Here is a 24,389-nt window from a genome sequence, read left to right as displayed (position 1 = left end):
GCGGGCTTCCGGTGATCGGGCTACCTGGACGCGAAAGCTTTTCAAAACTTTCGCGTCAAAGCTGCGAAAACGACACCTATTGCGCGAAATCCGCCGGATAGGCAACGTTGATCATGCGGCGCTTGGTCTCAGCCAGCCTGGTCCCTGAGGCGGGCCAAGCTCTCCTCCCGGCCGAGAACGGCCAGCACGTCGAAGACGGGCGGGGAGGTCGTACGGCCGGTGAGGGCGGCACGCAGCGGCTGGGCGAGTGAGCCGAGCTTGGCGCCGGTTTCCTCGGCGGCCGCCCGTACCGTAGCCTCGGTTGCCGTGGCATTCCACTCGCTCAGAGCCTCGAAACGCGGCACCAGCATGGCGATGGTCGCCCGCGCTTCCTCGCTGAGCATGGCCTTGGCCTTGTCGTCCAAAGGCAGAGGCCGCGCGACGAATAGGAAATTGGCGCCGTCCAGCAGTTCCACCAGCGTCTTGGCCCGCTCCTTGAGGCCCGGCATGGCGGCGAGCAACTGGGAACGCTTGGCGCCATTGTCGGCAGCAAGCTGGGCAGCGAGCCCCGGGCCATCCGGGATATGTGGCAGCAACTGGTCGATGGCGGCGAGCAATTCCTCGTCCGTCGAGTTGCGCATATAGAGACCGTTGAGATTTTCGAGCTTCTTGAAATCGAAGCGTGCGGCCGATTTGCCGATCGCGCCCGTATCGAAATGCTCGATCATCTCCTTGGTGGTGAACACTTCCTGGTCGCCGTGGCTCCAAGACAGGCGCACCAGATAGTTGCGCATGGCCGCCGGCAGATAACCCATGGCGCGATAGGCATCGACGCCGAGGGCGCCATGGCGCTTGGAGAGCTTGGCGCCGTCGGGGCCGTGGATCAGCGGGATATGCGCCATGTGCGGCACCTCCCACCCCATGGCTTCATAGATCTGCTTCTGGCGGGCGGCATTGGTGAGATGATCGTCGCCGCGAATGATGTGAGTGATGCCCATGTCATGGTCGTCGACCACCACGGCGAGCATGTAGGTCGGCGTACCGTCCGAGCGCAGCAGCACTAAGTCGTCGAGGTCCTTGTTGGCCCAGCGCACGGTGCCCTGTACGTCGTCGTGGATAACGGTCTCGCCTTCGGTCGGCGCACGAAGGCGGATGACCGGCTTGACGTCCTTGGGGGCCGTCGCAGGGTCGCGGTCGCGCCAGCGACCGTCATAGCGTGGCGGCCGCCCTTCCTTGCGGGCGAGCTCGCGCATCTCCTCGAGCTCCTGCTGCGTGGCGTAGCAATAATAGGCCTTGCCCTGGGCGAGCATGGATTCGGCGACCTCGCGGTGGCGGGCCGCGCGGGCGAACTGGAAGATCGGGTCTCCATCCCAGTCGAGGCCAAGCCAGGCAAGCCCGTCCAGAATGGCGGCGATGGCGGCATCGGTCGAGCGCTCGCGATCGGTGTCCTCGATACGCAGCAGCATCTTGCCGCCCTTGGCCCTGGCATAGAGCCAATTGAACAGCGCCGTGCGGCCGCCGCCGATATGGAGGAAGCCCGTGGGGGAGGGAGCAAAGCGGGTAACGACAGGAGTGGACATCGAAGTTGGCAATTCCAAAAGGCTGGGAGAGCGAAGCCAGAGCTGAGGAGCATAGAGGCGTAAAAATGGAAGCCCTTGGCTAACCCGGTTCACATCAATAAGCTTGGGGCTTTAGCACAGGGTTTCATCGGGCGGTAGCGGCGGGGGCACCTTTGCCTGGGAATGATCGAGGCCGCGCGCGGGTTGGGGTTCTCGGGAGAAGGCCGGGGCAGCCGGGATTGGCGTTGCCCGGCGGCATCTTGTTCGGGCAGGGCCTGCAGCGGCTGTTGTCCTGGCTGGCAGCCGGGCTTGCGGCGGAGATGGCCGCCTTCGAGCTTGCTCTCGTCGTTCCGGTTTTTCTCGGCCTGGGTGTGATTGCCTATTTCGCAGCACCGGAAGAGCCTGGTCTTGTTGTTCCCATGTTTCTTACCGTGGGTGCAGCCTGTCTTGCCTATGGCGTGCGGGGACGCTGGTGGCTGCATGTCGGCCTGATCTGTCTGACGGCCGCGGGGGCCGGCTTTTGCGCCGCCAAGCTGCGCACGCTGAGCGTTGCCGCGCCGCAACTTTCGCGCTCGATGGCGGGAACCGTCACCGGTCTCGTCCTTTCGGTGGAGCCTCGGCTGGGCGGCAGTGCCCGCATCGTCATCAGGCCGGTCTCGGTGGAGAAACTGGAACCTGCCGCCATGCCCGGCCGCATCCGGCTCACGGTCCGCAAGGGCAGCGAAATCCAGGCCGGCGACAGCATCAGCCTCAAGGCCGTCATGCGACCGCCGCCGCCACCGGCCTTGCCCGGCGGCTATGACTTTGCACGCGATGCTTTCTTCGACGGCATTGGCGGGGTCGGTTTCGCGGCGGGAAAGATTTCGCCCGCGGCCAGTCCGGTCGAGGCAAGCTGGGCGGAGGCCTTGAATATCTGGATCGACCGGCAGCGCAACGATCTGACCCGGCGCATCGTCGAGACGATACAGGGCGAGAACGGCGCCATTGCCGCTTCCCAGGTTACCGGCAAGCGCGGCCAGATACCCGGCGACGCCAATGATGCGCTGCGCGCTTCCGGTCTCTATCACGTCGTTTCGATCTCCGGCCTCCATATGGCGTTGTTTGCGGGCGGGCTGTTCGGGCTCATCCGCGCTGTGCTGGCCTTGTCCCGCCGTATCGTGCTCTATCGGGGCACGAAGGAACTCGCAGCGCTGCTCTCGCTGCTGCCGGCCGCTGCCTATACGCTGTTTTCCGGTGCCGAGGTCGCGACGGTCCGCTCCTTCCTGATGACGTCCATCGTGCTGCTGGCCGTCGCCCTGGGGCGGAATGCCATCACCCGGCGCAACGTTGCTCTGGCCGCGAGCTTCGTGCTGGTGACCACGCCGGAGCAACTTCTGGGGCCGAGCTTCCAGATGTCCTTCGCGGCGGTTGCGATGCTGGTGATCGCGCATGAGCAATGGAGCCGGCGCAAGCGGGAGAAATCCGCAATGGCGTGGGAAAGGGCCATCGGCGGCGCGGTGACCGTGGTTCTTGCCATGATGCTGACGACGATCGTCGCCTCGCTCGCCACGGCGCCGTTCTCGGCTTTTCATTTTCACCGCCTCACCCTGCAGTCGCTGGCCTCCAACCTCGTCGCAACGCCGATCGTCTCCTTCCTGATCATGCCGCTGGCCATGCTGGCGCTGGTTGCCGAGCCGTTCGGTTATGGCGCTCCGCTCTGGCAGGCGATGGGCTGGGCAGTCGGCCTGTTCATGCAGGTGGCTCGTTCGGTGGCCACCTGGCCTGGCTCCGACCTCGTGCTGCCGCAATTTTCCGCCGCTGCCCTCGGCCTTTTCGCGCTGGCGCTGGTGCTGCTGACCATCCTGCGCACGCGCCTGGCTTTGCTGGCCCTGGTGCCGCTTGGCGGAGGCGTTGCCCTGGCCGCAACGGCGCCACTGCCGGTGGCCTTGTTCGGTGCAAACGGCTATGCGGCCCTCGTCCGCCAGGGTGATCGGCTGACCATGCTGGCGCAGCGATCGGATGCCTTCACGGTTCAGCAATGGCTGCTCGCCATGGGCGATCGGCGCAAGCCGGAGGATCCGAGCCTGGCGTCACAGCGCCTATGCGACAGCGAAGGGTGTTCAGCCCCCGTCGAAGGAGGCGGGGTCTTCATGCTCGACAAGACCAGCAACGCCGCCGAGGAAGACTGCGGACGCGTCAGCGTCCTGGCAGGACCGATTCCGATCGGCTCACGCTGTGCCGCCACAGGGATTGTGATGGATCGCGATTTGATCCGATCGGCCGGCTCGATCGCGCTTTATGCGGAGCCGCCGCCGAGCGGTGACATCGGTCCGCGCTGGCGGCTCGTCATGGCCCGCGATCCGCAAGCATCCCGTCCCTGGGCACCGGGCCGGGTGACCCCACCGCCGAAGTCCCCGCCTCAACCGGCGCTGCAAGCCCCGGTGGGAGATTCTCCCCTCGATAGCATCGCCCCGGAAACCGATAATTGACGCGATTTCGCCCATGCTGCGGCTCGTGATCGCGCGAAGCGCGCTCATCGCCGGCAAGTCCGGATGTCAGCCTCTCTCAATAGCGACGGAACAAGCCGACCAGCTTGCCCTGGATCTGCACCCGGTCAGGCCCGAAGATACGCGTTTCATAGGCCGGGTTGGCGGCTTCCAGCGCGATGGAGGCACCGCGCTTGCGCAGGCGCTTGAGCGTGGCTTCCTCATCGTCGATCAGCGCCACGACGATATCGCCGGTATCGGCGTGGTCCTGGCGGCGGATGAGCACGGTATCATTGTCGAAGATACCGGCCTCGATCATGGAATCGCCGCGCACCTCCAGGGCGAAATGATCGCCGGAAGACAGCATTTCCGGCGTGACGCTGATGGTGTGGCTCTTGGACTGGATGGCGGAAACCGGCGTGCCGGCCGCGATACGCCCCATCACGGGAACGAGGACAGGCCGACCGACCTCGTCGTCCATTTCGGGCCTGACGGGGCGGACCTTGCCGAGGTTGCCTTCGATCACATTGGGGCGGAAGCCGCGCTGAGAGGTGGCCAATGACAGGCCGCCGGGAACGGCGGATTCGGGCATGCGGACCACTTCCAGCGCACGGGCGCGGTTGGGCAGGCGCCGAATGAAGCCGCGCTCCTCCAGCGCCATGATCAGGCGGTGAATGCCGGACTTGGACCTGAGGTCCAGCGCCTCCTTCATTTCGTCGAAGGAGGGAGGCACGCCCTGTTCCTTCAGGCGCTCATGAATGAACCGAAGCAATTCATGTTGTTTCTTGGTCAGCATGGCTATCCCGTCGTGGCGGCCGCGAATCACGGTGAAGGTGTAAACAAAACAAGAACAGTGCTACATGTTCCTACTGTGTTCTGCAACAATGAAGTTCAGGTTAAGACGTGGTCAATAGCCCGCTGCGCGAAGATCGATGATCTCGCAGCTTTCGCCCGCTTTTGCTTCCGGTGCAAAGGGCGGCCGGATCACGAGGCAGTCGGCATGCTGCATGACGCTGACCAGCGACGAATCCTGCAATGCCAGCGGCTCTACCTTGAGGATGTCTGACGTATCGTCAAGCATGAAGCGAGCACGAATATAGTCTTCGCGGACATCGTTGGCCGGCCAGGAGCTGGCGAAGACGGCCCGGCGGCGTGGCGGACCGGCATCGGACCGGCCGAGCAGCGTGCGCAGCAGGGGCACCAGGAAAAGGACACCGCAAACGACCGAGGAGACCGGATTGCCCGGCAGTCCGAGGATATGCATGGGGCCGAGCCGCCCGTGCAGCAACGGCTTGCCCGGCCGCATGGCGATCTTCCAGAAGCCGAGCTGCATGCCTTCGCGGGTCAGGGCGGTCTGGATCAGGTCGTGATCGCCGACGGATGCGCCACCGATGGTGACGAGCACGTCGGCCTTTTCGCTACAGGCCCTTTTGATGGCGGCTTCCAGGGCAGGAAAATCATCGCTGGCGATGCCGAGGTCGAGCACCTCGCCGCCTTCGGCCTCGACGAGGGCGCGGATGGCGAAATTGTTGGAGGCGACGATCTGATTCTCGCCGATGGCCTGTCCGGGCAGCACCAGCTCATCGCCGGTGGCAAGGATGGCGACCTTAGGGCGGCGGTGGACGGGCAGGCCGGGATGGTTCATGGCCGCGGCGAGGGCGATGTCGCGCGGGCCGATGACGGTCCCGGGCCTCAAGGCCTCGCGGCCCTCGGCAAAATCCAGGCCGCGGGCCCGGATATGCTGGCCCGGCTTGGCCGTGGCCTCCAGGATGACGCGATTGCCGTCGCGGCGGGTCTGCTCCTGGATCACCACGGTGTCCGCGCCGTCGGGAACAGGAGCGCCCGTGAAGATGCGAACGGCCTGGTTTTCGCCGACGCGCCCGGCATAGCCATGCCCGGCGGCGGACTCTCCGATCAATTCGAGGCTGGCCCCCTGCCTGGCGTCATCCGCTCGCACGGCATAGCCGTCCATAGCCGAGGCGTTGAAGCCGGGCTGCGTTCTCAGAGCGGTGATGGCGGCAGCAAGGACGCGCCCGCGCGTTGCGTGGAGCGCTACGGTTTCGACGCTGAGCGGGGTGACACCGGCAACCACCTTGGCCAGCGCGTCCGCGACGGGAAGCAGGCTCATGCACTTTCCTCCGCATGCCAATCGCCGGATTTGCCGCCGGACTTCTCTACGAGCCTGATCGCCTCGATGCGCATGCCCCGATCGACGGCCTTGACCATGTCGTAAATGGTCAGGCAGGCGACGGAAACAGCGGTCAGCGCTTCCATCTCCACGCCGGTCTGGCCGGCGACCTTGGCCGTCGCGCGCACGGTCAGGCCGGGCAGCGCGGTATCGGGCTCGATTTCCACGGCGACCTTGCTGAGAAGCAGCGGATGGCAGAGCGGGATGAGTTCATGGGTTTTCTTCGCGGCCATGATGCCGGCGATGCGGGCAGTAGCGCGGACATCACCTTTCTTGGCATCGCCCGACAGTACCAGTTCGAGCGTCTCAGGCCGCATCAGCACGCGCCCTTCGGCGACCGCGGTGCGGCTGGTCACGGCCTTTTGCGAGACGTCGACCATGTTGGCCTCGCCGGAGGCATCGAGATGCGTGAGGGCGGCGGCATTCATGCCGCGTCGTCCAGGGCGAGCAGGGTGCGGGTGGCCGCGGTGACGTCGGGCTGGCGCATCAGGCTCTCGCCGACCAGGAACGTGTTGACGCCCGCCTTCTGCAGGCGCTGGACGTCGCCGGGCGTGAAGATGCCGCTTTCTCCGACCAGAAGGCGATCGCTGGGCACCAGCGGCGCCAGCGTCTCCGTTGTCTCCAGGCGGGTGACGAAGTCGTTGAGATCGCGGTTGTTGATGCCGATCATGCCGACATCGAGCGTGAGGGACCGCTCGAGTTCGTCGTGATTGTGGATCTCGCACAAGACGTCGAGGGACCAGTCCCTGGCGGCGGCGATCAGGGACCGGGCTTCAGCATCGGTGACGCTGGCCATGATCACCAGGATGCAGTCGGCACCCCAGGCCCTGGCTTCCACCACCTGGTAGGGATCATAGAGGAAGTCCTTGCGCAAGGCGGGCAGCGACACCGCCGCACGCGCCGCGGCGAGGAAGTCGGGGTGTCCCTGGAAGGAGGGCTCGTCGGTCAGCACGGAAAGACAGGCCGCTCCGCCGGCCTCATAGGCGCGGGCAAGCGCCGGCGGGTCGAAATCGGCACGGATCAGGCCCTTGGAGGGGCTCGCCTTCTTGATCTCGGCGATCAAGGCGGTATGGCCGGCGTCGAGCTTGGCCTGGAGAGCCTTCTGAAAACCGCGTACTGGGCTGGCCCGTTCCGCCAGCCTGATCAAGTCCGGCAAGGGACGTGCCGCCTTCGCCGCTTCGATCTCGCGGCGCTTATAGGCTTCGATCTTTTCGAGAATGGTGGCCATGGCACTCACGCGTTGGAAATTTCAACCAAACGGTTGAGCGTTGCTAGGGCCTTGCCCTTATCGACGGATTCGCGGGCGAGCGCCACCCCGTCCGCCAGGCTCGGCACCCGCCCGGCGACGAGCAGGGCGGCTCCGGCATTCAGGAGGGCAATGTCGCGGTAGGGCGTCTTTTCGCCTTCGAGCACGGCCCGCAGCGCGAGCGCGTTGTGGGCGGCGTCACCGCCTTTGAGATCATCCGGGGTCGCTACCCGCAGGCCGACCTCCTCGGGCGTGATGATGCCATGACTGATCACGCCGTTCTCCAGGGAAACGATCTCGGTCGGGCCGGTGGTGGTGATTTCGTCGAGCCCGTCGCTGCCATGCACGGCGATGATGCGCGTCGATCCCAGGGTCTTGAGCACCTCCACCATGGGCTGCAGCCATTGGCGGGCATAGACGCCGAGCAATTGCCGCTTGACGCCGGCGGGATTGGACAGGGGGCCGAGCAGGTTGAAGATCGTGCGCGTGCCGAGCTCGACGCGGGTGGGGCCGACATGCCTCATGGCGCCGTGATGGGCCGGCGCGAACATGAAGCCGACGCCTGCCAGCGTGATGCAGCGGGCGATGCCTTCGGGTTTCAGCTCGATGTTGACGCCGAGCGCGGTCAGGACGTCGGCGGCGCCCGACTTGGAGGAGAGGGCACGATTGCCGTGCTTGGCGACCTTCACGCCTGCGCCGGCCACGATCAGGGAGGCGGCTGTCGAGACATTGTAGGAGCCCGAGGCATCGCCGCCCGTACCGACGATGTCGACGGCATCCTCGGGGGCCTCCACCGTCAGCATCTTGGCACGCATGGCCGAGACGGCGCCGGCCATTTCATCCGGCGTTTCCCCGCGCACCCGCAGAGCCATCAGGAAACCGCCGATCTGGGAAGGAGTGGCCTGGCCGGACAGGAGAAGGTCGAAGGCCTCGGCCGCTTCTTCGCGGGTGAGCGAGCCGGCGGCGGCCTTGCCGATATAGGGCTTGAAACCGTCCATCACGCATGCTCGCTTTCGTTCCGGTTTTCCTGCACTCTGTTCTTGGCGTTCCATTCCTCTGCCAGTTCCAGGAAGTTCTGGAGGATACGGTGGCCGTGGTCCGACATGATCGATTCCGGATGGAACTGCACGCCATGCAGCGGCGCACTCTTGTGCTGCAGACCCATGATGACGCCGTCGTCCGTCTCGGCAGTCACTTCGAGATCGGTCGGCAGGCTATCGCGCTTGACCACGAGCGAGTGATAGCGCGTGCCCATGAACGGACCGTTCAGCCCCCGAAAGACACCGCGTCCGCGGTGGTCGATCGAGGAAATCTTGCCATGCATGGGAATGGCAAGGCGCACGATGTCGCCGCCGAAGACCTGGCCGATGGCCTGGTGGCCTAGGCAGACGCCGAACAGCGGGATCCGGTCCTTGGCTTTCTCGATCAATTCGCAGCAAATACCGGCTTCCGTCGGCGTACAGGGGCCAGGCGAGAGCACGATCGCATCGGGTGCCGCGGCGATCACCTCATCGGCGCTGACCTTGTCGTTGCGATGGACCGTGACGGTGCAACCCAGCTGGCCGAGATAATGCCAGAGGTTCCAGGTGAAGCTGTCATAATTGTCGATCAGCGTCACGGTCATGGAACGGTCTGTCGTCACGGCTCTAGCCTCCTTTGAAGCCATCACGACTAGGCGTGTGGAGGCAGCGGGTCAAGCGCTTCCGGGGGTGGCGATCCATCGGGCGCCGGCGGGTTGGAAGCTGCGGGCGGCCGCAAGCAGGCCTTGCTCCCTCACGTTCAAGGTCGGCCATCTCGGCGGTGCTGCCTTCGCCGCATAGGCACCAGCCTCGGCGGGCCGGCGCTACGCCGAAAGATTCCGCGTAGGCGCTTACCTTCCGAAATCCTTTCGATGTGATATGTGTTCATGCCTGCTCTGTTGCATGGCACAACTTCGGTGCCGCTCGTGTTCGATACATTCCTACGCCAGACAACTTCATGGACACGGGTTCTGCCTGTCGTCTGTTTTTTGATCGCCCTGGCCCTTCAGTCCAATGTGCTGGCAATCGGGCAAGGCGATATTGCGGTTGTCATTCTTTTGAATTCCATTTCGATCGGTCTTGTCTTGGTGACCGTATTTGCGGCCTTGCATCATGCCGAATCGATAGCACTCCTTGTCGGTCAACCTTATGGCACGCTCGTTTTAACCTTTGCGGTAACGACCATTGAAGTATCGATCATCGTTTCAATGATGCTTCACGGCGGCAATAATCCAACCCTGGCGCGCGAGTCGGTCTTTTCCACCGTAATGATCGTTTGTTGCGGCATCGTCGGGATAGCCCTGACGGTGGGCGGTTGGCGCCATAGCCGGCAGGATATCAGGAGGCAGGGAACGAGCGCCTTTCTCTCCGTTCTGGTCGCGATCACCGTCCTGACGATGGTTCTGCCCAACTACACCCTGTCGACCGCGCCAGGCACGTTTTCATCCATACAGCTTGTTTTCGTCGGCGTGCTTTCGATCTTGCTCTATGGCAGCTTCGTTTTCGCGCAAAGCTATGGCCAGAAGGAGGATTTTTCAGAGGTTCGCGCATTGGAGGAAGTGCAGGGCGAACATCCTGCCACCGTCAACTCCCTGCCCACGCATCTTGTCCTGCTGTTCTTGGGATTGGGAGGCATCGTTCTGTTGACGGAACAGGTAGCGGCCGGTGTGGAGGATGGGCTCACTTATCTCGGAGTCACGCAGTCCGACGCGATCGTCGGCGCGGGGATTGCGCTCGTCACCCTGTTGCCCGAGGCGATCTCCGCCATAAAGGCATCTCTCAAGAACGAACTTCAAAGGGGGCTGAACATCGCCCTGGGCTCGGCTTGTGCAACCATAGGGCTGACTATTCCCGCGGTCGCGGCAGCGAGCCTCATCACAGGCCGCCCGTTGACCCTCGGCCTCAATGCGGGCGATACGATCTTGCTCCTTCTTGCCCTCGCCATGGGTGTGGTGAGTTTCGGCACGGGACGTACCACGCTTCTGACGGGCCTCGCGCATCTGGTGATTTTTGTTGCCTATGTCCTCCTGATCGTCGCGCCTTGAGGCCTGCTTCGGATCAAGGGCCGGACCGCTCCGGACCCGCGTCCGGGCGGGACGCGCGAAGCCGCATGCCTTCCTTCTTGCCATAGGCGCAGGCAAACACTTCGAGCAGCACGAAGAGCGCGAGATTGCGCCCCACGATGGGCTCGAAATAGTCCGACGCCAAGGTCATGCGCGAGGCGATCATCTGTACGGTGTTCCCGACCAATTCCAGCCTCTCCAGGCCATAGGGCAGGAGCGCCCCCAGGCCGGCGAAGACGGCCATGTAGATCAGCGAGGCGAGAGACGAGATCAGCCAGATACCGAAGCCGTAATCGGCATAGGGGACAGAGCGCTCGCTCTCGTACAGCCAATGGAAGAAGAAGATGCCATAGGCCGCGCCCATGGCCGGCAGCGCGATCGCCAGCATCAGGGCGATGGCTTGAAGGCCGCCCGGATAGAAATAGAGATAGAAGTCGGCGAAGAGCACGACATAGGCGGCCGCAAAGGTGAGCAGGGCCGATCGACGGGCGCCGGGCCATCTAGCCATGAATGCGGCCCGCCAGCCTTACTGGCCCCGGCCGGGCTGGCCGGCGAAACGCACGGCTTCTTCGGCGGCCCGGAACAGGGCCTTGGCCTTGTTGACGCATTCGGCATGTTCGCTGGCGGGTACGCTGTCATAGACGATACCGGCGCCGGACTGGACATGCATGGTACCGTCCTTCACCAGCGCCGTGCGCAGCACGATGCAGGTGTCCATCTGGCCGTCTGCGCCGAAATAGCCGATGGCGCCAGCGTAGAGGCCGCGCTTGTCCTTCTCGAGTTCGTCGATGATCTGCATGGCGCGGACCTTGGGCGCGCCCGAGACCGTGCCTGCCGGAAAGCCCGCAGCCAGGGCGTCGAGCGCATCGTGGCCCGGGCCGATGCTGCCCTCGACATTCGAGACGATGTGCATCACATGGCTGTAGCGCTCGATGAAGAAGCGGTCGGTCACGCTCACGCTGCCGACTGCCGAGACATGGCCGACATCATTGCGCCCGAGATCGAGCAGCATGAGGTGCTCGGCCAGTTCCTTGGGATCGTTGAGCAGCGATTCGGCCAGCGCGTCGTCCTCGGCCTTGGTCTTGCCGCGCGGGCGCGTGCCGGCGATGGGCCGGACCGTGACCTTGCCGTCGCGCAGCCGGACCAGGATTTCCGGGCTGGAGCAGACCACGGAAAAGCCGTCGAGCTGCAGGTAGACCAGGAACGGAGCCGGGTTGATGCGGCGCAAGGCGCGATAGAGCGAGAAGGGCGGCAGTTGGAACGGCGCGCTGAAGCGCTGCGACAGCACGACCTGGAAAATATCGCCGGCCTTGATGTACTCCTTGGCACGGGCAACCATGGCCAGATAGTCGGCCTCGGCGGTGTTGGAGACCTGCTGGGCGTGCAGGGCGTCGAGATCGAGGGTCTCGGCAAGCTTGGGCGTCGGGCGGTCCAGGCCGTCGACGATGGTCATCAGCCGCTGTTCCGCGCGCAGATAAGCCTGCCTGGCGGTGACGTCCGCCTGCGGCCGCACCGGCGTCACGGCCGTGATGGCGTCGCGCACGGCGTCGAACACCACCATCACCGTCGGGCGCATCAAGATCGCGTCGGGAATGCCGATGGGATCCGGCTTGGCGGCGGGCAGTTCCTCCACCAGCCGCACCATGTCGTAGCCGAGATAGCCGAACAGGCCAGCCGCCATGGGCGGTGCACCCTCGGGCAGCTCGATCCGGCTTTCCGCGATCAGGGCGCGCAGCGTGTCGAGCGGATGCCCGTCCAGCGCCTCGAAGCCTTCGCCAGGTAAATGGCGGTTGATCGAGGCCTGGCCGTTCTGGCAGCGCCAGATCAGGTCCGGCTCCAAACCGATCATGGAATAGCGCCCGCGCGTGGCGCCGCCTTCCACCGATTCCAGCAGGAAGGCGTTGGGCCTGTCGCCCGCCAGCTTCATGAAGGCGGAGACGGGCGTCTCCAGGTCGCCCACCAGCGTCAGCGTCAGGATCTGCGCCTTGCCGGCCGCATAGGCGGCCGAGAAGGCTTCGAAGGAAGGTTCGAGAAGCATGCTGGCGACTCAGAGGCTGCCGGTGCCGACGACACGGTCGACATTGGTCTGGTTGATGGCCACGCCGAGCTGGTCTTCGACCTTCTTGACATATTCCGTCATCAGATCCTGGCTGATGCCGGTCGCGAGCTGCTTCGACAGCGCCTCGGTCTGCGGAGCCTTGGCATCGAGTTCGGGGATCACGTTGTCTTCGACGTGGAAGATGATTCGATCGGTGCCGTTGGCGGCCAGCGCCGTGCCGAAGCCCTTGAGGGGGGTGGCGAACACGGCGGTGACGACAGCCGGGGGCACCGGCTGGCCTTGGCCGTTGCGTGTCAGGTCCCACGCCGGCGTGACCTGCAGATTCAGTCCCTTGGCAACCTCGTCGAGCGACTTGCCGCCTTGCAGCTGCGTCACGAGCTGGTCGGCCTTCTCCTTGAGCTTGGCGACTTTCTGATCGGCGGTCCAGGCGGCGATCACCTCGTTCTTGGCCTCGTCAAGCGTGCGGTCGCGGGCGGGGACTACGGTGTCAAGCGAAAACCACATCAGGCCTTCGTCGCGGCCGTCGACGGCTTCGGGATCGGAGCCGGGCTCGGCGGTGAAGAGCGCGGGAAGAACCTGGGTGGCGAGCGGAACGGCAACGGGCTTGCCCTCGGCGTCACGGCCCTGGGCGTCGACCGGCGGCAGCGTCACGGCCTTGAGCTTGAGCTTGGCGGCGATGTCCTTGAGCGGGGCGCCGCCCATGCGCTCGTCTTCGATGGCGTCACGCAGATTCTTGGCGGCCTCCGATGCCCGTTGGCGCTCCAGTTCCCCGCGCAGGACGGTCTTGGCATCGACAATCTTGGTGACCTTGACGATGACGTTGGCCAGATTGCCCTGCACGGCGTCCGACGTCGCGCCTTCCTTCAGGGCGAAGGCGGCGTCGGCGATCTTCTGGTCGCTGAGCTGGCGCTTGGACACGGTGCCCAGATCGATGTCTTCGGGCTTGAGCTTGCGCTCGGAGACCAGGCCCTCGAAGGTGATCTGACCCGAAGCGATGCGGGCGGCGGCGGCCTTGGCCTCATCCGGCGAGGGGAAGGCGATCTGCTCGACCGTGCGCTGTTCCAGCGCTGCCGAACCCGCCTTGTTCTTCTCGAAGGCTGCCTGGACATCGGCATCGGTCACGGTGGCACGGCCGCTCAGCTCGGCCGGCGTCACCAGTATGTAGCTCAGGCTGCGCAGTTCCTTGGTGCGGAAGGCGCCCTTGTTCTCGTCGTAATAGGTCTGCAATGCGGCAGTGTCGGGCGGAGCAATGTCACCTACGCTGCTCTGCGGCAACACGAAATAGGACGTATTGCGCTTTTCCTGCTCGTAACGGGCGGCAGCCTGCAGCAGAGCCTGGGGGACCGGGCCGCCGGCCGTCAGGCCCTGGTCGATCTGGCCCCGGATATAGACCTCACGCTGGCGGGTGAAGAACATCTCTTCGTTCATGCCGTTGTTTTCGAGCATTTGGCGGAAAGCATTGGCATCGAAAACGGGCGGCTTGCCGGGTGCGGTGACCTGGAAGTCCGGATCGTTCATCACCGTTTGGACCGTGGTTTGCTGGTCGAGGCCGAGCCCAAGCTTGGCGGCCTGCACCTCCATGGCCTTTTCCGAGATCAGGCCATTGAGAACCTGCTTGTCGAGGCCGAAGGCCCGGGCGATGTCGGGGGTGACCGCCTTGCCGGTGGCGCGGGTGATCTGCAGGGTGCGCGCGCGATAGGCCTCGCTAAAGGTATTGGCGGAAATCGTGGAACCACCCACCGTGGCGACATCGGAATTGCTGCGCCCCTGCAGCCAGCCCTCGACACCCCATAAGGCGAAGCTGCCGCTCAGGAGCAACATGACCCCCGCCGTGAGGATCTTGGCAGGCCCCTTGGTCATAACTTCACGGAATGAGCTCAGCATCGGTGTCTTGGTTCCATCAAGGCAAAAGGATTCTCCAGGCCCCTGTCGGAAAGCCCGGGAAATCCCGCATCGTTTCTACGCTTCTTCGGGGCCGCATGAACGATCCCATGAGGGGCGGCACATGAAAAGCGGCGCATCATAGGGACGAGCACGTGGCGTCGCAATGGCACGGCTGTGGGTTTCTTGCGCCACCCACGCCTTGCTCCATGGGGACGAGGTTGCTAAGCACGCCAGGCAAAGTCCGCGTATCGGGGCGGCCCAGGCAGAGCCTCCCGGCGCAGGTCTCGACAGGCGACAGGATTTCCGAGCCCGCCCCGCCGAGCAGCCTCGGCAATCCTGTTTGACAGAAAGAGGATCAGCAAGATGACAGCAAACCGGCCGCGCCCGCTCGTCGCTGGCAATTGGAAGATGAACGGCCTCACCAAGGGGGTTACCGAGCTCGATGCCATTGCGACGGGTGTCGCGGCCGGGGAAGCCGGCAGTGCGGAGGTTCTCGTCTGTCCGCCCTTCACGCTGGTCTCCCGCTTTGCCGCGCAGGCCGCGGGCCAGCACATCAAGATCGGGGCGCAGGATTGCCATGCCAAGCCCTCGGGCGCGCATACCGGCGACATCTCCGCAGAGATGCTGAAGGATGCCGGCGCGACCTACGTCATCGTCGGCCATTCCGAGCGTCGCACCGATCACGGCGAGAACGACGCGACGGTCAAGGCCAAGGCCGAGGCGGCATTGCGCGCCGGCCTCGTCGCCATCGTCTGCATCGGAGAGACCCGCGCGGAACGCGAATCGGGCAAGACCCTCGACGTGGTGGGCAGCCAGCTCGCGGGTTCCCTGCCGGCCGAAGCCAATGCTGCCAACACCGTGATCGCCTACGAGCCCGTCTGGGCGATCGGCACCGGCCTGACACCCACGGCGGCGGACGTGAAGCAGGTGCATGATTTCATCCGTGCCCGCCTGGCGGAAGCGCTCGGCGAAGAAGGCAATGGTGTGCGCATTCTCTATGGCGGCTCGGTCAAGCCCAGCAATGCGGCCGAACTGATGGGCGTCGACAATGTCGATGGGGCCTTGGTGGGCGGCGCCTCGCTCAAGGCCGAGGATTTTCTCGGCATCGCCTCCGCCTATCGTTGATGGATATCCGCATCCGCAAGGCGGAGGGCGAGAAGGATCTGAGCTTCATGCTCGGTCTCGGCCGCCGCCTTGCGGCGGTCATCGAGACCGGCTTGCATGAACCGGCCGAAATCCAGGCGTTCCAAGACGCCTTTTCCGCCGTCAATCTCAGGAATCCGGCGGCAGGCAGCCTCAGCCTGATCGCCGAGGATAGCGCCGGTATCGGGCTTGGTTTCCTGCATGCCCTTCCGGGGGCCGACGGCATAACCGGCCGGACGATCGGCTATGTGGCGCTTCTGGCCGTCACCGAGGCGGCCGAAGGCACGGGCGTGGCGAAGCGGTTGCTCGCCTCCGCCGAGGACTGGGCGCGGGAGCAGGGCTATGCTGCCCTATCCCTCGATGTCTTTGCCAGCAATCATCGCGGCCGGCTTTTCTATGAAAAGAACGGCTTTGCCACCGAAACCTTGAGACTGGTCAAGAAGCTGTAGGCCCGGCGGATCAGCGGGCAGGGGCCTTCTTCACCCGCGTCACCATCTGCGTCGGATTGATGAAGCGAAGGGCGATGACCAGCCAGACCAGCGTGCTCAGCATGTAGATGACGGCCATGGCATCCACCGATTGGGGCGCCCTGACGCCGGACGCCGTGACCGCGGCATAGAGCGAGACGACCAGCGTCTGGCTGTCGGAGCCGGCGATCAGGAAGGTCAGCTCGAACATCGCGATGGTGCGCACCAGCACCAGGAGGAGGGCAGCGAGCGCCCCGGGCAGCAGCAGCGGAATCAGCACATGCCGGAATACCGAACCGGTGCGGGCGCCGAAAACCCGAGCCGCTGCCTCCAGGCGTGGATCGATCTGTTCGACGAAGGGAATCATCACCAGGATGACGAAGGGCAGGGCAGGCACGAGGTTGGCGATGATCACGCCGGCGAGCGTACTGCCCAGCCCGGCCTTGTAGAGAACCGTCGTCAGCGGAATGCCATAGGTGACGGGCGGCACCAGCAAGGGCAGCAGGAACAGCAATGTCACCAGTTTCTTGCCGGGAAAGTCCCGGCGCGCCAGGGCATAGGCGGCGGGAATGCCGATCACGGCCGACAGGAGCACCACGCCGAAGACGACCTGGAAGGTGACGAGGAGCACACCCCCGAGCTGGAACTCCTCCCAGGCCGAATTGTACCAGCGGCCAGTCCAGCCCTGCGGCAGCCAGGTGCCGAGCCAGCGTGTCGAGAAGGAACTGACGACCACCGCGGCGATGACGGCGAGGAGATTGAGGACGAAGAAGATGGTCAGGGCCCACACCGCCGTGGACCACAGGCGTTCTGAAAGCGGGCGGGAAATCCGGCCGACCATGATTCCTAACCCTTCCCGCCGCCGGCCGGCCCGCGATAGACCAGGGAGCGCAGGCCGAGCACGATGGCGATGACGACCAGCAGGATCGCGCCCATGATCATGGCGATCGCCGAGGCCATCGAATAATCATAGAGCTCGGTGGCTGCCTGGTAGGCCGGAATGGTGATGACCCGGGTGGGGCCTGCCGGGGCGCCGAGCATCACGGCCGATGGATAGACAGAGAAAGCCTGCACGAAGCTCAGGCAGAAGGTCACCGCAAGGCCGGGCAGCAACAGCGGCAGGAAGATGTGGCGAAAGCGGGCGGCTGGCCTGGCGCCCAGGGTTGCCGCGGCATTCTCCAGAGCCGGATCGATGCCGGTGACATAGGAGAGCGTCAACAGGAAGGTGAAGGGAAAGCCGGTGATCACCAGCGACAGGAACACGCCCCAATAATTGTGAACCAGCTTGACCGGGCCGATACCCATGAGGATCAGCGCCCGGTTGAACCAGCCCTGCGGCCCGAGATAGTTGAGCAGGCCCTCGGCCACCAGCACGGTCCCAAGCGTGATCGGCAGCACCAGGATAGTGGTGAGCAGCCGCTGGTTGTCGAGCAGACGCACCCTGAAGGCCACCGGTATGGCGGCGAGCAGGTTGAACAAAGTGGCCGGCACCGCGATCCACAGGGTGGTGGCGATGGTGCCGTAGAGGGCGGGGTCGCTGAAGAAGGCGACATAATTGCCGAAGGTCGAGCCGTCCTTGGGCTGGAACGACAGCCACAGCCCATAGAAGAAGGGGTAGATGAACAGGGCCAGCAGGAACAGCACGGCCGGCAGGGCGAGCAGCGTCACGCCGTCGATGCCGCGCGCGGCGAGGCGTGTCTTCAGGCCGGGGGCGGAGGGGGCGCTCATCGCGCTACCTCGTTGAAGACGAGGACTCGGGCCGGATCGGCCTTCAGATGCACCTTTTCGCCCGGCCGCATGCGCTGCCGCGCCCTGAAGAAGAGTTCGTTGCCCGTCGGTCCCCTGGCCGCTCCGAAGAAGGCGTGGCCGCGATATTCGCAGATCTCGACAACGGCGGGGATGCCCTGTTCCCCGGCAATCAGATCGTCCGGACGGATCGCCGCGACCGCGCTCGGGCTGGCCAGCACCTCGCGGGCGACCCCCTCGAGCCGTTCGCCGGCGATCTCCAGCGTTACGCCGTCGTTCGACGAGGCAATGACCTTGCCCGGCAGGCGGTTGCGGAACCCCATGAATTCGGCGACGTCCAGCGTCGCCGGCCGTTGATAGAGTTCCTCGGGCGTGCCGATCTGGCGGATCTCGCCGTCGCGCAGCACGATGATGCGGTCGGCCAGCGAAAGCGCTTCGTCCTGGTCGTGGGTGACATAGAGGGTGATCGAGCCGAGGCCGGCATGGATGCGACGGATTTCCTGGCGCATCTCCAGGCGGAGCTTGGCGTCGAGATTGGAAAGCGGCTCGTCCATCAGGACCAGGGGCGGCTCGACCGCGATGGCGCGGGCAATGGCGACCCTCTGCTGCTGTCCGCCCGACAACTGGCCGGGCAGCTTGGCGGCCTGGTCGGTGAGCCTGACCGTCGCCAGCGCCTCACCGATGCGCGCGGAGGCCTGTTCGCGCGGCACGCTGCGCATGCGCAGGCCGAAACCGACATTGTCCCTGACGCTCATATGCGGAAACAGGGCGTAGTTCTGGAATACCATGCCGAAGCCGCGGTCTTCGGGGCCGAGCGTATCGATACGCCGGTCGTCGAGCCAGATCGAGCCGCGCGTGGTTGGCAACAGGCCGGCAATGCAGTTGAGGGCGGTCGACTTGCCGCAACCGGAGGGGCCGAGCAGGGCGATGAATTCGCCGCGCTGAACCGTGAAGGACAGGTCCTTCAGGGCGTTCATGACCCCGAAATCGCGCCCGACCCGGTCGAGCTTCAAATGGCTGAAATTGCTCAGTGCTGACATCGAACCTGCCGCCATGCCCACAATGGTGAAAGCGGGGGAGGCGAGCCCGGATCCCTGACGAGGGTCCTGGACCTTCCCCGCGACGCACGAAACCGGGCCTTTCCCGGTTCGCGTCTCATTTGGTCTTGGCGGCGCCGATCTGCTTGTCCCACATGTTGAAGGCCACCACCATCTTGGCCGGATCGAGCGGCAGTTCGGTGGGAATGTCGGCAATCAGCTTTTCATATTCCGGCCTGCCGAATTCAGCGATGGCAGCCTGGCTCTCCTCGGGCGCCATGGAGAGCGTGACGTTCTTCACGGCCGGCCCCGGATAGAAATAGCCTTCGTCATAGGTGTAGGCCTGCTGCTCCGGCTTCAGCATGAAGCTGATGAGATCGAGCAGCACCGCGATCTTCTCCGGAGCGAGGCCCTTGGGAATGCAGGCGTAATGGGCGTCGGTAACCCAGTGAAAGCCCTTCAGCGTCGAGATCGCGGCAGTCTTGGGCACCACGCCGAGCACGCGCGGATTGATGTCCCAGCCGGTGGTGGACACGGTCATGTCGCGCGAACCCTCGCCGAACTCCTTCATGGTTGCGCCCGTGCCGGTGGGATAATATTCGATGGCTTCCCCCAGTTCCTTCAGATAGGCCCAGGTCTTCTCCCAGCCATTGACGGGATCTTTCGGATCCTTGTCGCCGAGGATGTAGGGCAGGCCCATCAGGAAGGTGCGCCCCGGCCCGGAATTGGCCGGGCGGGCATAGATGAAGCGGTTCGGATTGACCTTGGCATAGGCGAGCAGTTCCTCGGCCGTGTTCGGCGGCTGCGAGACGCGTTCGGGGGCATATTCGAGCAGCGGCCCGGAGGGATAATAGGAGACGACGACACCGGCCCCATTCGCCAGCCCCTGCATGCGGGCGGCCGGTGCGAGCAGGACGTCGTCGAGCTTCGGCAGCGCCGAAGCGAGATCCGGCAGGAGCGGTACCCAGATCTTCTGGTCGAGGCCCGCGGACAGCGCGTCCGTGCCGGTGAGGACGAGATCGATGTCGACCCGGCCGGCATCCTGCTGGGCCTTGAGCTTGCCGGGAAGATCCGGCGCCGGCGCCTTGGTGAAGCTGATCTTCGACACCAGCTCCGGCTTCGCCTTGGCGTAGTTCTGGATGGCCTTCTGCGTCAGGGCAAGATTGCCGGCGACGTCGACGACATTGAGCGTGATGGGCGCCTTCGGCAGGGCCGGGGTTTCCGCCCTGGCACCGGCAACGCCGAGGGCCGCAAAACCGATGCCGGCGCCGAGTGCCTGGCGGCGGGTTATCCGAGCAGTCATGATATCCTCCCATTCTTGATTTTCAGCGGCGGGCCGTACCGCCGGTGGCGTTCCTCGTCTGTGTTGTCGTGCCGTCTTCCGCGGCATCCATCATGAAATAGGTTTCGACATTGGCGATATGGGCCTGCATGGCCTGGCGCGCGCCATGACCGTCACCTCCGGCGACGGCATCGCGAATGGCCTGGTGATCGGCCATGTTGGTGCGCAGCTTGGTGGAGTTCTTGGTCAATTCGCCCAGCCGGTCGAAGATGCGCCCGCGCATGTCGCCCCACAGAAGTTCCATCGTCCGGGCGAGCACCGGATTGCCGGTGGCCTCGGCGATACCCAGATGGAAGGCTCGGTCGGCTTCGAAGGAATCTTCGCCCTTGAGAGATTCCTGCCGGTACCAGGCAAGAGCCTGGTCGAGACGCTCGATGTCCGCCGGCTTGGCCATTTCGGCGGCGGCGGCCGCAATCTCGCCCTCGATGATGCGGCGGGCCGCGAGCAGGTCGAAGGCGCTCGGGCCGGCATCGCCGAGTTCGCCGGCCCGCGATGAGCCGTCGGAGACATAGCTGCCCGTACCCGTCTTCACTTCGACGAAGCCGGAGATTTCCAGGGCGATCATCGCCTCGCGCACCACCGGCCGGCTGACGCCCAGCTTTCTGGCCAGGTCCCGTTCGGCGGGAAGGCGCGTGCCCGGGGGCAATTCGCCCGAGCGGATGAGCCCGACGACCTGCTCGGCAACCTGCTGGAACAATCTCTGCGACGCCACGGCCTGAAACGGCATGGTCCTGTCTCGCCGGTCATTCTGCTCGCTTCGAGCCTATCACCGACAGCGCAACATTCAAGTGGCTAGGTGGCCTGACCACATGGCCTGCAACGGCCTGTCATCTGCGCTCAGCAGCCTTACGCCGCCAGAGTCGAAACGGGATCGATGCCGAGCTGCCGCCTGAGTTCGATCCAGCCCTTGGGGGTGACCTGAACCGCCCGCGAGTCCTTGCTGCGGCGCAGCCATCCCAGCTTGCACATCGTGCTCAGCAGATGCACGCCGAGAGGGCCCGCGAGGTGATGGCTGCGCTCGGTCCAATCCAGGCATTGGCGCGCAAGCCCCCGTGCGGTGGGCTTCAGCGCCGCAACATCGAGGCCGATCGAGTTGAACCAGGCGTGGCCGCTGGCGGTGACGCGAAACTGCTTGTCGGCGGCCGGGACGAGATAGCCATGCTCGACCAAGCCCTGTGTCACGGCGACGCCGACCTGTCCGGCCAGATGGTCATAGCAACACCGGCAATAGCGCAGTTCGCGCGCTTTGCCGCTGATCGCCTTGCGCCGCACCGGCTGGTCCGGTGCGAGCACGGACAGGCGCTCCAGCGCCTCGGCGACATGGCCGCCGGCCAGGCGGTAATAGCGATGACGCCCTTCCGTCTCGACGGCGAGGAGACCACCGGCAAGCAGCTTGGCCAGATGGGAGCTCGCCGTCTGGGGCGCGATGCGGGCGGCATAGGCCAATTCGCCGGCCGGCAGCGCCCGCCCGTCGAGCAGGGCGGTCAGCATCAGTGCACGGGCGGGATCGGCGACCAATGACGCGGCGAAGGCAAAATCCGGAATTTCGGGCATGGCATCCCCTTTCCGGGATGAGTATGCCCCAACGCCTCGGGGCATGTTTCGATGCAGGCCGAAGCATCGAACCTGAACATGGCGGTAAAAGGACCTACGTCCACGGAGACCATCCGCCATGGATTCCACTCTTGCTTCGAAACGGGCTCTCCCGCGCTCGCGACGTGGGCTGGCCCTGCTGACGCTGTGCCTTGCGGTCCTCATAGCCCAGGTCGATACGGCGGTCGTCAATCTCGCGGTTCGCCCGATCGGCGAAGCCTTTTCCGCGAGTATGGGCGCGCTGCAATGGGTCGTGGACGGCTATAATCTGGTTTACGCCGTCATGCTGCTGACGGGCGGTTTGCTGGCCGATCTCTGGGGACGCCGGCTGATCTTCATGGCCGGTGCCGCGATCTTCACCGCGGCGTCGCTCCTGTGCGCCTTCTCTCCCACGATCGGGATATTGATCGCAGCACGGGCGTTGGCCGGCCTCGGTGCGGCGCTCTTGATGCCATCTTCATTGGCGATTCTGCGCGTCACGTGGACCGATCAGGCCGAACGGGAACGCGCATTGGGCATCTGGGCGGCCTGCAACGGCGTTGCCATGGCCATCGGCCCAACGCTCGGTGGCATTCTGCTGCATGGTTTCGGCTGGCCGAGCATCTTCCTCGTCGTCGTGCCGATAGGCCTCGTCGCACTGGCCCTGGCAGGTCTGGTCATTCCCGAATCCGCCGATCCCCAGGGACGACACTTCGATGCGGGTGGCCAACTCGTCGGTGCGGCTGCCCTCGGCGGTCTCGCCTTTGCCGCCATCGAAATGCGCGAGAGGCCGTCCATCGCCCTGGGAGCCAGTTTCCTGGCCGTCCTCTCTCTGGTCTTTTTTGTAACAATCGAGCGAAGATATCACCATAGAGCTTTGGTGCCGTTGGATATTTTTCAGAACGCTATCTTCCGTGGCGCTATCACGGCGACCGCCGGCATGACCTTCGGCATGTATGGTACTCTCTTCCTGCTGCCGCTCTTCTGGCAGGAAGCGGGCCGGCTCAGCCCGACCATGGCGGGCCTTGCCTTGATGCCGATGGCCGCCTTGTTCGTTGCAGTCTCGCCCTTTTCAGGATTTCTGGGCCGAAGGCTCGGCATGCGGACGATGACCGGCGGCGGTGTCGCCGTCATAGGCCGCGGCCTGTTGGCGATCGCAGCCAGCGCCCATCATGTCTCGATCCTGCCGGCCGAAATCGGCCTGGCCTTGACCGGCCTCGGCATGGGCATGGCGACCGGCCCCCTCATGGGGGAGGCGGTGGGCGCGGTCGCATCGGCGCGGGCCGGCACGGCTTCGGCTCTCATCAATGTGGCGCGGATGGTCGGAGCGACGGTCGGCGTCGCCGTGCTCGGCTCGCTCTATGCCGTTTTTGGCGGTGGCTCGGCCGGACTGGCCGCTGCCATGGTCGTGGGCGGATCGGTGCAGATCGTCGCCGCGACAATGGCCTGGTGCGCGGCGCCAGCGCAACGATAGTCCTCGTCGCTCGAGCCAGATCTATTTGAAATGCTTGGAGAGCTTCAGGGCTTGGCCCTGATAGTTCGAATTGAGGCCGGAGCCGTAGAGGATCTGCGGGCGTTCGAGCATGCGCTCATAGATCAGGCGCCCGACGATCTGGCCGTCCTCGACGATGAAGGGGACTTCGCGCGAACGCACTTCCAGCACGGCCCGGGCCGCCTCCATGCCATCAGGTGAATAGCCGAAGCCCGGATCGAAGAAGCCGGCGTAATGCACGCGGAACTCGCCCACCAGCGGATCGAAAGGCACCATTTCAGCGGCGAATTCCGGCGGCACATGCACGGCTTCCTTGGACGCCAGGATGTAGAACTCGTCCGGGTCGAGGATCATGTCGTTCTTGCCGCGATGGGGAATGGGCTCCCAGAAATCGAGGAGATCGCAGGCCGCACGCTTGTCGACATCGATCACGGCGGTGTGCCGTTTGGCGCGGTAGCCGACGATGCCGTCGCCGAAGCCTGTCAGGTCGACGGAGACGGCGACGCCGCCGGCAATGTCCGGATCCGGCGAGGAGACCAGGCCCATGCGGCGCTGCAATTCGCGCAGGGAGACATCATCGATGCGGGCCTCGCCGCGGCGGAAACGGATCTGACTGAGGCGCGATCCCATCCTGACCAGCACCGGAAAGGTGCGCGGGCCGATCTCGGCATAGAGCGGGCCGTCATAGCCGGCCTCGACCTGGTCGAAGGCGCGGGCATGGTCGGTGATGACGCGCGTGAAGACGTCGAGGCGGCCGGTCGAGCTCTTGGGATTGGTGGAGGCGAGAACGCCGTCCGGCATCTTCAGGCTTTCGAGCAGGGGCACGATATAGACGCAGCCCGTTTCCAGCACGGCGCCCTTGGTCAGGTCGATCTCGTGCAGGGCAAGGTCGGCGATGCGCTCGGCCACGGTGCTGCGCGGCCCCGGCAGGAAGCTTGCCCGCATGCGATAGGCCTTGGCGCCCAGGCGCAGATCGAGGCTGGCCGGCTGGATCTGGTCCGAAGCCAGGGGCTGCTCGATGCGGATGGCGCCCGCCTCGACCAAGCCGGCGATCGCCTGGGAAGGCAGGATGCCATGGCTGTGCAGGATGCCTTGGGAATGCAGGATGTTCGCGGACGGCATGGCTCT

The 24,389-nt window shown here is 65.0% G+C and carries 22 protein-coding genes; 5 read left to right on the top strand and 17 right to left on the bottom strand.

Annotated elements, in window-relative coordinates:
- Positions 1 to 128 precede the first annotated feature (128 nt).
- Positions 129 to 1,559, bottom strand: coding sequence for a glutamate--tRNA ligase (gene gltX, locus J8I29_RS06545; protein ID WP_105864662.1), 1,431 nt, complete (start codon positions 1,557 to 1,559; stop codon positions 129 to 131).
- 224 nt (positions 1,560 to 1,783) lie between these two features.
- Here gltX and J8I29_RS06540 point away from each other — a divergent pair, with 224 nt between their 5' ends.
- The gene (locus J8I29_RS06540) at positions 1,784 to 4,006 is read left to right on the top strand and encodes a ComEC/Rec2 family competence protein (RefSeq protein WP_209431028.1); all 2,223 of its coding nucleotides are present in this window, start codon (positions 1,784 to 1,786) and stop codon (positions 4,004 to 4,006) included.
- A 76-nt stretch (positions 4,007 to 4,082) separates the two neighbouring features.
- Here J8I29_RS06540 and lexA read toward each other — a convergent pair whose 3' ends face one another.
- The 6 genes from lexA to J8I29_RS06510 all read right to left on the bottom strand — a co-directional run bounded on the left by lexA (position 4,083) and on the right by J8I29_RS06510 (position 9,061).
- The gene (lexA, locus tag J8I29_RS06535) at positions 4,083 to 4,799 is read right to left on the bottom strand and encodes a transcriptional repressor LexA (protein ID WP_105864660.1); all 717 of its coding nucleotides are present in this window, start codon (positions 4,797 to 4,799) and stop codon (positions 4,083 to 4,085) included.
- Between the two features lie 111 nt (positions 4,800 to 4,910).
- Positions 4,911 to 6,131: a gephyrin-like molybdotransferase Glp gene (gene glp, locus J8I29_RS06530; protein ID WP_209431027.1), complete on the bottom strand. Its 1,221-nt coding sequence runs from the start codon at positions 6,129 to 6,131 to the stop codon at positions 4,911 to 4,913.
- Positions 6,128 to 6,619, bottom strand: a complete 492-nt coding sequence (moaC, locus tag J8I29_RS06525; protein ID WP_209431026.1) for a cyclic pyranopterin monophosphate synthase MoaC — start codon at positions 6,617 to 6,619, stop codon at positions 6,128 to 6,130. The genes glp and moaC overlap by 4 nt, the downstream gene beginning before the upstream one ends.
- Positions 6,616 to 7,419 carry an indole-3-glycerol phosphate synthase TrpC gene (gene trpC / locus J8I29_RS06520; RefSeq protein WP_105864657.1) on the bottom strand — a complete coding sequence of 268 codons (804 nt, stop codon included), beginning with the start codon at positions 7,417 to 7,419 and terminating at the stop codon, positions 6,616 to 6,618. Before trpC ends, moaC begins: the two co-directional genes overlap by 4 nt.
- Positions 7,420 to 7,424: 5 nt before the next feature.
- The gene (trpD, locus tag J8I29_RS06515; protein ID WP_105864656.1) at positions 7,425 to 8,435 is read right to left on the bottom strand and encodes an anthranilate phosphoribosyltransferase; all 1,011 of its coding nucleotides are present in this window, start codon (positions 8,433 to 8,435) and stop codon (positions 7,425 to 7,427) included.
- On the bottom strand, positions 8,435 to 9,061 hold the full coding sequence (locus J8I29_RS06510) for an aminodeoxychorismate/anthranilate synthase component II (RefSeq protein ID WP_209431293.1): 627 nt from the start codon (positions 9,059 to 9,061) through the stop codon (positions 8,435 to 8,437). Before J8I29_RS06510 ends, trpD begins: the two co-directional genes overlap by 1 nt.
- Positions 9,062 to 9,343: 282 nt before the next feature.
- Here J8I29_RS06510 and J8I29_RS06505 point away from each other — a divergent pair, with 282 nt between their 5' ends.
- Positions 9,344 to 10,501 carry an ionic transporter gene (locus J8I29_RS06505; protein ID WP_209431025.1) on the top strand — a complete coding sequence of 386 codons (1,158 nt, stop codon included), beginning with the start codon at positions 9,344 to 9,346 and terminating at the stop codon, positions 10,499 to 10,501.
- A gap of 13 nt (positions 10,502 to 10,514) precedes the next feature.
- Here the strand turns inward: J8I29_RS06505 and J8I29_RS06500 are convergent, their stop codons facing one another.
- The 3 genes from J8I29_RS06500 to J8I29_RS06490 are packed head-to-tail and all read right to left on the bottom strand — an operon-like array spanning position 10,515 to position 14,462.
- Entirely contained in the window at positions 10,515 to 11,027 is a 513-nt protein-coding gene (locus tag J8I29_RS06500) for a hypothetical protein (protein WP_209431024.1), read from the bottom strand.
- An 18-nt stretch (positions 11,028 to 11,045) separates the two neighbouring features.
- Positions 11,046 to 12,557, bottom strand: coding sequence for an anthranilate synthase component I (gene trpE / locus J8I29_RS06495; RefSeq protein ID WP_209431023.1), 1,512 nt, complete (start codon positions 12,555 to 12,557; stop codon positions 11,046 to 11,048).
- A 9-nt stretch (positions 12,558 to 12,566) separates the two neighbouring features.
- Positions 12,567 to 14,462: a peptidylprolyl isomerase gene (locus J8I29_RS06490; RefSeq protein WP_280869957.1), complete on the bottom strand. Its 1,896-nt coding sequence runs from the start codon at positions 14,460 to 14,462 to the stop codon at positions 12,567 to 12,569.
- Positions 14,463 to 14,825: 363 nt separating this feature from the next.
- On the opposite strand from J8I29_RS06490, the gene tpiA reads away from it, so the two are divergent.
- Together tpiA and J8I29_RS06480 are read left to right on the top strand one after the other, a co-directional pair.
- Positions 14,826 to 15,587: a triose-phosphate isomerase gene (gene tpiA / locus J8I29_RS06485; RefSeq protein WP_209431021.1), complete on the top strand. Its 762-nt coding sequence runs from the start codon at positions 14,826 to 14,828 to the stop codon at positions 15,585 to 15,587.
- The gene (locus J8I29_RS06480; RefSeq protein ID WP_209431020.1) at positions 15,587 to 16,054 is read left to right on the top strand and encodes a GNAT family N-acetyltransferase; all 468 of its coding nucleotides are present in this window, start codon (positions 15,587 to 15,589) and stop codon (positions 16,052 to 16,054) included. Before tpiA ends, J8I29_RS06480 begins: the two co-directional genes overlap by 1 nt.
- Positions 16,055 to 16,064: 10 nt before the next feature.
- Here the strand turns inward: J8I29_RS06480 and J8I29_RS06475 are convergent, their stop codons facing one another.
- The 6 genes from J8I29_RS06475 to J8I29_RS06450 form a co-directional block, all read right to left on the bottom strand.
- Positions 16,065 to 16,913 (bottom strand): ABC transporter permease subunit, encoded by an 849-nt coding sequence (locus J8I29_RS06475; RefSeq protein ID WP_209431019.1) that lies wholly within the window; start codon positions 16,911 to 16,913, stop codon positions 16,065 to 16,067.
- Positions 16,914 to 16,918: 5 nt separating this feature from the next.
- A complete protein-coding gene (locus tag J8I29_RS06470) occupies positions 16,919 to 17,800 on the bottom strand; it encodes a sugar ABC transporter permease (protein WP_105864647.1) in 882 nt (293 codons plus the stop codon).
- The gene (locus J8I29_RS06465; RefSeq protein ID WP_209431018.1) at positions 17,797 to 18,858 is read right to left on the bottom strand and encodes an ABC transporter ATP-binding protein; all 1,062 of its coding nucleotides are present in this window, start codon (positions 18,856 to 18,858) and stop codon (positions 17,797 to 17,799) included. The genes J8I29_RS06470 and J8I29_RS06465 overlap by 4 nt, the downstream gene beginning before the upstream one ends.
- A 115-nt stretch (positions 18,859 to 18,973) precedes the next feature.
- Positions 18,974 to 20,158 (bottom strand): extracellular solute-binding protein, encoded by a 1,185-nt coding sequence (locus J8I29_RS06460; protein WP_209431017.1) that lies wholly within the window; start codon positions 20,156 to 20,158, stop codon positions 18,974 to 18,976.
- A gap of 22 nt (positions 20,159 to 20,180) precedes the next feature.
- Entirely contained in the window at positions 20,181 to 20,924 is a 744-nt protein-coding gene (locus J8I29_RS06455; protein WP_209431016.1) for a FadR/GntR family transcriptional regulator, read from the bottom strand.
- 119 nt (positions 20,925 to 21,043) lie between these two features.
- Positions 21,044 to 21,751 carry a helix-turn-helix transcriptional regulator gene (locus J8I29_RS06450; protein ID WP_209431015.1) on the bottom strand — a complete coding sequence of 236 codons (708 nt, stop codon included), beginning with the start codon at positions 21,749 to 21,751 and terminating at the stop codon, positions 21,044 to 21,046.
- 118 nt (positions 21,752 to 21,869) lie between these two features.
- Between J8I29_RS06450 and J8I29_RS06445 the strand changes: the two genes are divergently transcribed.
- The gene (locus tag J8I29_RS06445) at positions 21,870 to 23,243 is read left to right on the top strand and encodes an MFS transporter (RefSeq protein ID WP_209431014.1); all 1,374 of its coding nucleotides are present in this window, start codon (positions 21,870 to 21,872) and stop codon (positions 23,241 to 23,243) included.
- 21 nt (positions 23,244 to 23,264) lie between these two features.
- Here the strand turns inward: J8I29_RS06445 and J8I29_RS06440 are convergent, their stop codons facing one another.
- Positions 23,265 to 24,383: a 2'-deoxycytidine 5'-triphosphate deaminase gene (locus J8I29_RS06440; protein WP_209431013.1), complete on the bottom strand. Its 1,119-nt coding sequence runs from the start codon at positions 24,381 to 24,383 to the stop codon at positions 23,265 to 23,267.
- Positions 24,384 to 24,389 lie beyond the last annotated feature (6 nt).

It is taken from the genome of Labrys sp. LIt4 (genome assembly GCF_017813775.1).
GTDB classification, from domain to species: Bacteria; Pseudomonadota; Alphaproteobacteria; order Rhizobiales; family Labraceae; genus Labrys; species Labrys okinawensis_A.
This window is presented reverse-complemented; position numbering and strand designations above follow the sequence as displayed.